Here is a 10,529-nt window from a genome sequence, read left to right on the forward strand (position 1 = left end):
GAAATGATGAAGACGATCAAGGGCCCCGGGCTCTTCCTCGCGCAATTCGCGGGGGACGAGGCGCCGTTCAACTCATGGGACAGCATCACCAGATGGGCGGCGGACTGCGGCTACAAGGGCGTGCAGCTGCCGAGCTGGGACGGCCGGCTCATCGACCTCGCCCGCGCCGCCGAAAGCCGGGACTATTGCGACGAGCTCGCCGGCGTGGCGGCGGCGAACGGGGTGGAGATCACCGAGCTTTCCACCCATCTGCAGGGCCAGCTCGTGGCGGTGCACCCGGCCTATGACGAAGCCTTCGAGGGGTTCGCGGCGCCTGAAGCGCGCGGAAACCCGGCGGCGCGGCAGGCCTGGGCGGTGGAGCAGGTGCGCCTCGCCCTCACCGCCTCGGCCAATCTCGGGCTGGGGGCGATGGCGAGTTTCTCCGGCGCGCTGGTGTGGCCCTATCTCTACCCCTGGCCGCAGCGCGCGCCGGGGCTGGTGGAGGAGGGCTTCGACGAGCTCGCCCGCCGCTGGCGCCCGCTGCTCGACCACGCGGAGGCCTGCGGGGTGGACATCTGCTACGAGATCCACCCCGGCGAGGACCTGCATGACGGCATCACCTACGAGATGTTCCTGGAGCGCACCGGCAATCACGCCCGGGCCTGCATGCTCTACGACCCCTCGCACTACGTGCTGCAATGCCTTGATTACGTGGAGAATATCGAGATCTACCACGAGCGCATCCGCATGTTCCACGTCAAGGACGCGGAGTTTCGCCCCTCCGGCCGGCAGGGGGTGTACGGCGGTTTCCAGCCCTGGATCAGCCGCGTCGGGCGCTTCCGCAGCCCGGGCGACGGCGAGGTGGATTTCTCCGCCGTGTTCTCGGCGCTCACCACCCACGGGTTCGACGGCTGGGCCGTGGTGGAATGGGAGTGCTGCCTGAAACACCCCGAGGACGGGGCGCGGGAGGGGGCTCAGTTCGTGGAGAACCACATCATCCGGGTGACCGAGCGCGCCTTCGACGATTTCGCCGGCGGCGGGGCCGACAGGGCCGCGAACCGCCGCATGCTGGGGCTGGGGGCATGAGCGCGCCGATCCGCCTCGGGATGGTGGGCGGCGGCCAGGGCGCCTTCATCGGCGCGGTGCACCGCATCGCGGCGCGGCTCGACGGGGAGTTCACCCTCGTCGCGGGCGCGCTCTCCTCCACGCCTGAGCGGGCGCGGGAGAGTGCGGCGGCGCTGGGGCTCGACCCCGCGCGCTCCTATGCCGATTTCGAGCAGATGGCGGCGGCGGAGGCCGCCCGGCCGGACGGTATCGAGGCCGTGGCCATCGTGACGCCCAACCACATGCATGTGCCGGCGGCGAAGGCCTTCCTTGCCCGCGGCATCCACGTGATCTGCGACAAGCCGCTCGCCGCCACGGAGGAGGAGGCAGACAGCCTCGCCGAGGTGGTGCGCGTGGCCGATGCGCTGTTCATCCTCACCCACAACTACACCGGCTACCCGATGATCCGCCAGGCGCGGGAGATGGTGGCGGCCGGCGCGCTGGGGCCGCTGCGGCTGGTGCAGGTGGAGTATGTGCAGGACTGGCTCACCCGCTCCCTCGAGGCCGAGGGCTCGAAACAGGCCGAGTGGCGGACCGACCCCACCCGCTCCGGCGCGGGCGGCGCGGTGGGCGACATCGGCACCCATGCGCACAACCTCGCCTGTTTCGTGAGCGGGCTCGAGGTGGAGGAGCTGGCGGCAGACCTGCAGAGCTTCGGCACCGGGCGCAGGCTCGATGACAACGGCCACGTGATGCTGCGCTTTCGCGGCGGGGCGCGGGGCATGCTGTGGTGCAGCCAGGTGGCGCCGGGCAACGAGAACGGCCTGCGGCTGCGCCTCTACGGCCCGGCCGGCGGGCTGGAATGGCACCAGGAGCAGCCCAACCACCTGTGGTTCACGCCCGAGGGCGGGCCGACCCAGCGCCTCACCCGCGGCGGCCCCGGCGCGGGCCCGGCGGCGGCGGCGGTGAGCCGCACGCCCTCGGGCCACCCGGAGGGCTATCTGGAGGGTTTCGCCAACCTCTACACCGAGGCGGCGGCGGCGATCCGGGCCTATGTGCCGGGCGACCCCCCTGCCCCGGGCCTGCTGCCCGGCGTGGAGGCGGGGCTCTCGGGCATGCGCTTCATCACCGCCTGCGTGCGCTCCTCGCAGGCCAATGCCGCCTGGGTGCGGTTGTGAGCGCGCCCGCGCTGGCGCTTGCGGGGGTGAGCCGCAGCTTCGGCCCGGTGGAGGTGCTGCACGGCGTGGACATCGCGCTGCGCCCCGGCCGGGTGCATGCGCTGATCGGCGAGAACGGCGCCGGAAAGTCGACCACGATGAAGATCCTCGCGGGCTATCTCGCCCCCAGCCGGGGCGAGCTGCGGGTGGCGGGCACGCCGGCGCGCTTTGCCTCGGTGCGCGAGGCGGAGGCGGCGGGGATCGTGCTCATCCACCAGGAGTTCAACCTCGCCGAGCAGCTCACCGTGGAGCAGAACCTGTTCCTCGGCCGGGAGATCCGCCGGGGCTGGCTGCTCGACAAGCCGGCGATGCGGGCCCGGGCGCGCGCGCTGCTCGACCGGCTCTCCTGTGCCGCGGGGGTGGACCGGGTGGTCTCGAGCCTCTCGAACTCCGACAAGCAGATGCTGGAGATCGCGAAGGCGCTGGCGCGCGAGGCGCGGGTGCTCATCATGGACGAGCCCACCGCCGTGCTCACCCGCGCGGAGACCGACATCCTGCTCACCCAGGTGCGCGCACTGCGCGCGGCGGGCACGGCGGTGCTCTTTACCTCCCACAAGCTCGACGAGGTGCGCGAGATTGCCGACGACCTCACCATCATGCGCGACGGTGCGGTGGTCTGGCAGGGGGAGGCGGCGGGGATGAGCGAGCATGACATGGCCGAGGCCATGGTGGGCCGCGAGGTGTCGGGCCTCTACCCCGCAAAGCCGCCGGCGCCCGGCGGCGCGCCGGTGCTGGAGGTGGAGGGGCTCGACGTGCCGGGCCACGCGGAGGGGGTGAGCTTCGGCCTGCGGGCGGGCGAGATCCTCGGCGTGGCGGGGCTGATCGGCTCGGGGCGCACCGAGACCTTCGAGGGGCTGTGCGGGCTGCGGCCGGCGCGGGGGCGCATCCGGCTCGACGGGCGCGAGGTGCGGGTGCGCTCGCCGGCCGAGGCGAAGGCGCTCGGGCTGGGCTATCTCACCGAGGACCGCAAGACGCGCGGCCTGCTGCTCACGAAGAGCCTGCGCGAGAACCTCACCCTCACCGCGCTGGAGCGTTTCGCCCGGCTCACCATCGACACCGCGGCGGAGGAGCGCGCGCTCGACACCGCCATCGCGGAGTTCGACATCCGCGCGGGCGCGCGGGACGGGCCGGTGGGCAATCTTTCCGGCGGCAACCAGCAGAAGCTCCTGCTGGCCCGCACCCTGCTGCCCGAGCCGCGCATCGTGGTGATCGACGAGCCGACGCGGGGCATCGACATCGGCACCCGACAGCAGATCTACCGCTTCATCCGCGAACTGGCGGCGAGCGGGCGGAGCATCGTGGTGATCTCCTCGGAGATGCAGGAGGTGATCGGCCTCGCCGACCGGGTGCTGGTGATGTGCCGCGGCCGGGTGGCGGGCACGCTGGAGGGCGCGGACATCACCGAGGCGCAGATCGTGCGGCTGGCCATGGGGCTGGGCGCCCCGGCCCCCGCGGCGGAGGAACCGGCATGAGCGACACCACCACCCTGCCCCGCCCGCGCCGCGCCCTGCCCTCGATGACCGTGATCGGCCCGGTGCTGGCGCTGGTGCTGCTGGTGATCATCGGCACGGCGCTGAACCCGAATTTCCTCGCCTGGGCGAACGTGACCAACGTGCTGGCGCGCTCGGCCTTCATCGGCATCATCGCGGTGGGGATGACCTTCGTGATCACCGCCGGGGGGCTCGACCTGTCGGTGGGCTCGATGGCGGCCTTCATCGCCGGGCTGATGATCCTGGTGATGAACGCGGCCCTGCCCGCCCTCGGCGTCGGCGTGCCGCTGGTGCTGCTGGGGATGGCGACGGCGCTGGTGGCGGGCCTCGCGGCGGGGTTTCTCAACGGCATCCTCATCACCCGGCTGGGGATCGAGGCCTTCATCGTCACGCTCGGCTCGATGGGCATCTACCGCTCGCTGGTGACCTGGCTGGCGGACGGCGGCACGCTCTCGCTCGATTTCACCCTGCGCAGCTTCTACCAGCCGGTGTATTACGGCGGCATCCTGGGGGTGAGCTGGCCGATCATCGTCTTCGCCGTCACGGTGGTGCTGGGCGAGATCGCCATGCGGCGCATGGTGTTCGGGCGGCATTGCGCGGCCATCGGCTCGAACGACCAGGTGGCGCGCTATTCCTCGGTCAACGTCGGCCGGGTGCGGCTGATGACCTACGTGCTGCTGGGGCTGCTCGTGGGGGTGGCGACGATCATGTACGTGCCGCGGCTGGGCTCGGCCTCGGCCTCCACCGGGCTCTTGTGGGAGCTGGAGGCGATCGCGGCGGTCATCATCGGCGGCACGGTGCTCAAGGGCGGTTTCGGCCGGGTCTGGGGCACGGTGATCGGCGTGCTGATCCTGAGCCTGATCGGCAACATCCTGAACCTTACCGACCTCGTCTCGCCCTATCTCAACGGGGCGATCCAGGGGGCGATCATCATTCTCGCTGTGATCCTGCAGCGCGAAGGGAAAGCGGGCGCATGAGACGCACCGCGCCACATCTTTGGGAGGATACCATGAAGCATATCATAGCAGGCATCGGCCTGGCGGGCGCACTGGCCGCGGCGCCGGCTCTCGCGCAGGAGACCAAGGTGATCGGCGTCTCCATCCCCGCCGCCACGCACGGCTGGGCGGGGGGCATGAACTATTTCGCCCAGGCCGCGGTGGAGCGGCTGGAGGCGACCTATCCCGAGCTCGACTTCGTGCTCGCCACCGCCTCCGACCCCGGCAAGCAGGTGAACGACATCGAGGACATGGTCGCCACCCGCAACATCGACGCGCTGGTGGTGCTGCCGTTCGAATCCGAGCCGCTGACCGGGCCGGTGCAGGCGGTGGCGGCCTCCGGCGCCTGGGTGACGGTGGTGGACCGGGGCCTGAGCCAGGAGGGCATCGAGGACCTCTACGTGGCGGGCGACAATTCCGGCTTCGGCCGGGTGTCGGGCGAGTTCATGGCCTCGCAGCTTCCCGAGGGCGGCAAGGTGGTGGCGCTGCGCGGCATCCCCACCACCATCGACAACGAGCGCGTGGCCGGCTTCGAGAGCGCCATCGAGGGCAAGGACATCGAGGTGCTGGGCATGGAGCACGGCAACTGGAACCGCGACGACGCCTTCACCGTGATGCAGGACTTCCTGTCGAAATTCCCCGAGATCGACGCGGTCTGGGCCTCGGACGACGACATGGCCATCGGCGTGCTCGCCGCCATCGAGGCCTCGGGGCGCGAGGACGTGAAATTCGTGCTCGGCGGTGCGGGCATGAAGGAGATGGTCAAGCGCACCATGGACCAGGACCCGATGATCCCCGCCAACGTGACCTACCCGCCCTCGATGATCGCCACCGCCATCGAGGTGACGGCGCTGGGGCTGGTCTCGAACGCGCCGGTGTCGGGCGAGTTCATCATCGGCTCGGTGCTGGTGACGCCCGAGAACGCGGAGCAGTTCTACTACCCCGACAGTCCCTTCTGAGCGGGACTTGCCGAAGCGCGCGGGCGGCGGATCAGTGCCGCTGCCCGCGCCGCATCCGCGCCTCGAGCCAGGCGCCGTAGCGCGACAGGCCGAAGACGAACACGAAGTAGACGAGCCCGAGGAACACGTAGACCTCGATGAAGGCGCGGCCCCAGTCGCCGCTGCCGAGGGCTGCATTGCCCGAGGCCATCACCTCGAAGAAGCCGATGATGGTGACGATGGAGGTTTCCTTGAAGGTGATCACCACCTGGTTGATCGTCGAGGGCAGCGTGTTGCGGAAGGCCTGGGGCAGCTCGATGAGGAAGACGCGCTGCGCGGGCGACAGGCCGAGGGCGGCGGCCGCCTCGCCCTGCCCGTCATGCACCGATTGCAGGCCGGCGCGCAGGATCTCGGCCTGGTAGCAGGCGAAGAACAGCGCATAGGCCAGCACCACGCGCACCAGCTTGTCGCCCTGCAGCCAGCCGGGCACCATGAGCGGCACCACTACGGCGGCGGTGAACAGCAGCGTGAGCAGCGGCAGCGAGCGGACCACGTCGATCAGCCCGCCGGCGCAGCCCCGCACCACCGGCAGCTTCGAGCGGCGCGCGAGCGCGAGGCCGACGGCCATCGGCATGCCCGCCACCACCACGCCGCAGAAGATGAACAGGGTGAGCGAGAGCCCGCCCCATTGCTCGGCCGTGACAGGTGCCAGCCCGGCCACCCCGCCGCGCATCAGCACCAGGAACAGCCCGAAGCCCGCCACCCAGAGGGCGGCAAGCCGTTTCACATGCCAGAACAGCGGCCAGCAGGACAGGCCCATGGTGAGCATCACCGCGAGGCAGGCAAGCGCCGAGCGCCAGTGTTCCTCCGCCGGGTAGAGGCCGAAGAGGATGAGCCGGCCGCGCGCCTCGATCACCGCCCAGCAGGCGCCGGAGGCCCCGGCGCAGGCGTCCGAATTGGGCGCGCTCCACACCGCGCCGAGGAAGGCCCAGCCCAGCACCTGCCACAGCACCCAGGCGACGCCGGCGCCGAAGACCAGGGTGACGATGCGGTCGAACCAGGTGGAGAACAGCCGGCGGTGCGCCCAGGCGGCGAGGCTTTCCTTCGGGGGGGCGGCGATGTCCATCTCAGCTCCTCCCCTTCAGTTTCAGGCGCTCGTTCAGGCGGTTGAGCGCGAAGCCGAGCGTGTAGTTCACCGCGAGGAAGCCGAGCATCAGGATGGCGAGCAGTTCCAGTGTCTGGCCGCTCTGGTTGATGGCGGTGGAGACCACGGCGAAGAAATCCGGGTAGCCGATGGCGATGCCCACCGTGGTGGCCTTCATCAGCCAGATGTACTGGTTGGAGAGGGCGGGCAGCATGGCGCGCAGCGCCAGCGGCAGGCGGATGAAGCGGTTGACCTGCCCGGGCGTGAGGCCGAGGGCGCGGCCGGCCTCGAGCTTGCCCGGCTCGACCGAGAGCAGCCCGCCGCGCACGATCTCGCCGATATAGGCGGCGCCGAACAGGCTGAGCCCGACGAGCAGCGCCGAGAACTCGGGCTTGAGCGTGAGGCCGCCGGCGATGCGCAGGCCCTGCAGCTCGGGCACCGAGAGCATCGGCACGCCGGGCGCGCGGCCCGCCCAGAGCAGCACGGCCGCGAGCACGAGCCAGCCGAGTGCCAGCCAGCGCCCGGCCCGCAGCCCGCGCCGGGCGGCGAGCACGCGTGCCGCCACCCCGGCGAGGGCGGCGAGGGCCAGCACGCCGAGGTCGGTCGCGGAGAATTCGGGCGCCGGCAGCACGAGGCCGCGGTTCGAGAGCACCACCGCGTCGGCGAAGGTGATGGCCTGCCGCGGGCTCGGCAGGTGGGTGAAGACCGCGTACCAGAAGAAGGCCTGCAGGATCATCGGCACGTTGCGGAAGATCTCGACATAGGTGGTGCCGATGATCTCGAGGATGAGGTTTCCCGAGACGCGCATCAGCCCCAGCACGGTGCCGAGCAGCGTGGCGAGCACCAGCGCCAGCGCGCCGACGACGAGCGTGTTCAGCAGCCCCGCCAGCAGCACGCGGGCATAGCTGGAGCGGGCGGAGAGCTCGATGACGGAGACGTTCACCGGCCAGCCGGTGGAGCGGTCGAGAAAGCCGAAGCCGGTGGCCATGCCCTGCCCGAGGATGTTCTCGCGCGCGGTGAGCACCAGCCCGGCGAGGACGAGCGCGATCACGAGCAGCAGCCCCACCTGGATGGTGAAGCCCGCCCGGGTGCGGAACGAGGCGAAACGCGGCATCGGCATCTCCGGCAGACGACGGGCGCCGGTGGCGGCCCCGTGGAGCAGTGCGGGCAGGCCGCGCGGCGGCGGCCCCCCCGGAGGGTCGGGCGGAGCCGGGCCGCGTGGAGCGGTCCGGCCCGTGGGGCATGTCGGCCCCGGCCTGTCCGGCCGGGGGCGGGCGCGAGCCCTGGCGGTGCGGGCGGGGGCGCCTGCTTCGAGCCGGGCGTGTTCAGGCCCGGCCGCTGCGGCCCGGTCAGGCCCGGGTCAGTCGAGCACCAGCGGGTAGAGCAGGCCGCCCTTGTTCCACAGGTTGTTGAGCCCGCGCGGCAGCGCGTAGCGCGAGCCTTCGCCCACCGTGCGGTCGTAGATCTCGCCGTAATTGCCCATGGCCTTGATCACGTTGTAGGCCCAGTCGTCGGAGAGGCCGAGGCGCTCGCCGATGCCGGGAGAGACGCCGAGCAGGCGCTCCACCGTGGGCGAGGGCGGGGCGGCGCGGATCTCGTCGACATTGGCGGCGGTGATGCCCTCCTGCTCGGCGTAGAGCAGCACCGAGACCATCCAGTTCACCACGTCGAGGAAGTCGTCCTCGCCCTGGCGCACGGCGATGCCCTCGGGCTCCAGCGCCAGCACGTCGCCGAGGATCTCGAAGGCCTCGGGGTCGGGCGCGTTCACGCGGGTGGCGGCGAGGAAGGGGCCGAAGCCGGCGATGGCGTCGCAGCGCCCGGCGTAGAGGGCGGCGCGCAGCTCCTCGCCCTTCTCGAAGGCGAGCGGCTCGTAGGAGATGCCGTTGGCCTCCATGTAATCGGCCAGCACGCGCTCCACGGTGGTGCCGGAGTTCACGCAGAACACGCCGCCCTCGAGATCGGCCACCGCGGTGGCGCCGATGTCCTTGCGCGACATCACGTAGAAGGGCCCGATGAAATAGGGGCGGGAGAACTGCAGGCCGAGCTCGGTGTCGCGGCTCATGGTCCAGCCGGTGACCTTGATAATCACGTCCACGTCGCCCGACTGCAGCGCGGGGAAGCGCTGTGCCCAGCTCACCGGGATGATCTGCAGCGCGTCGGGCGTGCCGAAGATGGCGGTGGCGAGCGCGCGGCACATCTCGATGTCGAAGCCCTGCCAGGCGCCGTTGTCATCCACCTCCGCGAAGCCGAGGTAGGAGCCGTTGTGCCCGGTGCACAGCAGCGAGCCGCGGTCCTGCACGGTCTTGAGCTGCCCGCCCTGCTGCGCGGCGGCGGGCAGTGCGGGGGAGAGGGCCAGCCCGAGGGCGAGGCCGAGCGAGAGAAATCCGGATCTGATCATTGCGAGGTCTCCTTGTCGGGGGTGCCGGCCGTCTGCGGGCCGGTTCGGGAAAGGGTGAAGGCAGGCGTGGCCATGCCGGGCGCGAGGGCGAGGCCGAGGCCGGGGGTTTCGGGCAGCGGGCGGGGCCCGGGCGCGGCCCAGCCGGCCGGCAGCCGGTCGAAGAACACCTGGTGGAGGGTGTGGAACTCCACGTGGGCGATGGCCTCGGAGGCGGCGGCGAGATGGGCGGCGGCGAGCGTCGCGACCGCGGTGGAGGAGACCTCGAGCGACAGCGCGATGCCGGTGCCGCGCAGGCGCCCGGCCAGCGCCAGCACCCGCGAGGGGCCGCCGCAGGCGATCGGGGCCACCTGCAGGAAGCGCACGGCGCGGGTCTCGATCAGGCTCTCGTGGATCTCGGGGCGGTATTCCGCCTCCACCGCCATCACCGGCACGCCCTCGGCAGTGAGGCGGCGCATGCCGGCATGGTCGGCGGCGGGCACGGGAGACTGGAAGGCCTCCATCCGCTCCGCCGGCAGGGCGCGCCACAGGGCAAGCGCCGTCTCCGCCTCATAGGTATAGACGCCGTCGATGATGAGCCGGGTGGCGGGCGGCAGGGCTTCGAGCACCGCCTGCACGCGCTCGAGATCGGCGGCGGGGGCGAGGCCGCCCACCTTCATCTTCACGATGTCGAAGCCCGATGCGGCCATGCCGGCCATCTCGGCGGCCAGCGCCTCGGGCCCCTTGTCGGCCCCGTAGAGCCCGCCGGAGCCGTAGAGCCGCACGCGCCCCGGCCCCTCGGGGGCAAGGCTGCGCCAGAGCGGCAGGCCGGCGGCCTGTGCCGCGAGGTCGGCCGCGGCGCATTCCACGCCCGAGAGCGCGCTCTCCAGCAGCCCGTGCCGGGCGGTGAGCGTGGCGCGGCGGCGCAGGGCGGCGAGATGTGCCGCCAGCGCCTCCGGCGAGAGGCCGGTGAGGCCCGGGGCCACCTCGGTGCGCAGGAAGGCGACGAGCGTGTCGGGGGCGGTGTCGAAGCACCAGCATTCGCCGAGGCCGGTGCGGCCCGTGTCGTCGGTGAGCTCGACGAAGACGGCGTATTTGCGCGTCCAGACCAGCGCGGGGTTCCAGGCCCTGCCGCCGAGGTCGTTGCAATGGGTGGAGACGGTGACGCGGGCGATGCTCATGGCCGGGCGCTCCGGCGCAGGGCTGGCCGCGGCGGGGCCGGGCGGGCGCGGCTCCGCAAGGCGCGGCCGGGCCGTGCTGCCGGGGGCACGCGGCCCGCGCCTCTGCCCGTGGCGGCCGGAAGCGCGCCCCGGCTCGGGCTGTGCCGGCCGGCGGCAAGCGGCGGGAC

Annotated in this window: 9 protein-coding genes; 5 read left to right on the forward strand and 4 right to left on the reverse strand. The window is 71.9% G+C overall.

The genetic code is table 11. The features are described 5' to 3' along the window. Nucleotides 1–6 precede the first annotated feature (6 nt). The 5 genes from D3P35_RS10120 to D3P35_RS10140 are packed head-to-tail and all read left to right on the forward strand — an operon-like array spanning nucleotide 7 to nucleotide 5,684. Entirely contained in the window at nucleotides 7–1,065 is a 1,059-nt protein-coding gene (locus D3P35_RS10120) for a sugar phosphate isomerase/epimerase (protein ID WP_118134617.1), read from the forward strand. Then, entirely contained in the window at nucleotides 1,062–2,201 is a 1,140-nt protein-coding gene (locus tag D3P35_RS10125) for a Gfo/Idh/MocA family protein (RefSeq protein WP_198670546.1), read from the forward strand. Before D3P35_RS10120 ends, D3P35_RS10125 begins: the two co-directional genes overlap by 4 nt. Then, nucleotides 2,198–3,712 carry a sugar ABC transporter ATP-binding protein gene (locus D3P35_RS10130; RefSeq protein ID WP_118134599.1) on the forward strand — a complete coding sequence of 505 codons (1,515 nt, stop codon included), beginning with the start codon at nucleotides 2,198–2,200 and terminating at the stop codon, nucleotides 3,710–3,712. The genes D3P35_RS10125 and D3P35_RS10130 overlap by 4 nt, the downstream gene beginning before the upstream one ends. Continuing rightward, nucleotides 3,709–4,707 carry an ABC transporter permease gene (locus tag D3P35_RS10135; RefSeq protein ID WP_118134600.1) on the forward strand — a complete coding sequence of 333 codons (999 nt, stop codon included), beginning with the start codon at nucleotides 3,709–3,711 and terminating at the stop codon, nucleotides 4,705–4,707. The genes D3P35_RS10130 and D3P35_RS10135 overlap by 4 nt, the downstream gene beginning before the upstream one ends. Nucleotides 4,708–4,739: 32 nt before the next feature. After that, a complete protein-coding gene (locus D3P35_RS10140) occupies nucleotides 4,740–5,684 on the forward strand; it encodes an ABC transporter substrate-binding protein (RefSeq protein WP_118134601.1) in 945 nt (314 codons plus the stop codon). A 31-nt stretch (nucleotides 5,685–5,715) separates the two neighbouring features. On the opposite strand, the gene D3P35_RS10145 is transcribed toward D3P35_RS10140, so the two are convergent. The 4 genes from D3P35_RS10145 to D3P35_RS10160 form a co-directional block, all read right to left on the reverse strand. Further along, nucleotides 5,716–6,789 (reverse strand): amino acid ABC transporter permease, encoded by a 1,074-nt coding sequence (locus D3P35_RS10145; RefSeq protein ID WP_118134602.1) that lies wholly within the window; start codon nucleotides 6,787–6,789, stop codon nucleotides 5,716–5,718. Between the two features lies 1 nt (nucleotide 6,790). Beyond that, nucleotides 6,791–7,921: an ABC transporter permease subunit gene (locus D3P35_RS10150; protein WP_157982094.1), complete on the reverse strand. Its 1,131-nt coding sequence runs from the start codon at nucleotides 7,919–7,921 to the stop codon at nucleotides 6,791–6,793. 246 nt (nucleotides 7,922–8,167) lie between these two features. Next, the gene (locus D3P35_RS10155; protein ID WP_118134604.1) at nucleotides 8,168–9,205 is read right to left on the reverse strand and encodes a transporter substrate-binding domain-containing protein; all 1,038 of its coding nucleotides are present in this window, start codon (nucleotides 9,203–9,205) and stop codon (nucleotides 8,168–8,170) included. After that, a complete protein-coding gene (locus tag D3P35_RS10160; protein ID WP_118134605.1) occupies nucleotides 9,202–10,362 on the reverse strand; it encodes a mandelate racemase/muconate lactonizing enzyme family protein in 1,161 nt (386 codons plus the stop codon). The genes D3P35_RS10155 and D3P35_RS10160 overlap by 4 nt, the downstream gene beginning before the upstream one ends. Between the last annotated feature and the right edge of the window lie 167 nt (nucleotides 10,363–10,529).

This window comes from Oceanicella sp. SM1341 (assembly GCF_003448965.1).
Classification (GTDB): Bacteria; Pseudomonadota; Alphaproteobacteria; order Rhodobacterales; family Rhodobacteraceae; genus Paroceanicella.

Excerpts from the sequence above, each read along its gene's own strand:
- D3P35_RS10120 (WP_118134617.1), top strand. The coding sequence starts at position 7 with ATGAAGACGATCAAGGGCCCCGGGCTCTTCCTCGCGCAATTCGCGGGG.
- D3P35_RS10125 (WP_198670546.1), top strand. The coding sequence starts at position 1,062 with ATGAGCGCGCCGATCCGCCTCGGGATGGTGGGCGGCGGCCAGGGCGCC.
- D3P35_RS10135 (WP_118134600.1), top strand. The coding sequence starts at position 3,709 with ATGAGCGACACCACCACCCTGCCCCGCCCGCGCCGCGCCCTGCCCTCG.
- D3P35_RS10140 (WP_118134601.1), top strand. The coding sequence starts at position 4,740 with ATGAAGCATATCATAGCAGGCATCGGCCTGGCGGGCGCACTGGCCGCG.
- D3P35_RS10145 (WP_118134602.1), bottom strand. The coding sequence starts at position 6,789 with ATGGACATCGCCGCCCCCCCGAAGGAAAGCCTCGCCGCCTGGGCGCAC.
- D3P35_RS10150 (WP_157982094.1), bottom strand. The coding sequence starts at position 7,921 with ATGCCGCGTTTCGCCTCGTTCCGCACCCGGGCGGGCTTCACCATCCAG.
- D3P35_RS10155 (WP_118134604.1), bottom strand. The coding sequence starts at position 9,205 with ATGATCAGATCCGGATTTCTCTCGCTCGGCCTCGCCCTCGGGCTGGCC.
- D3P35_RS10160 (WP_118134605.1), bottom strand. The coding sequence starts at position 10,362 with ATGAGCATCGCCCGCGTCACCGTCTCCACCCATTGCAACGACCTCGGC.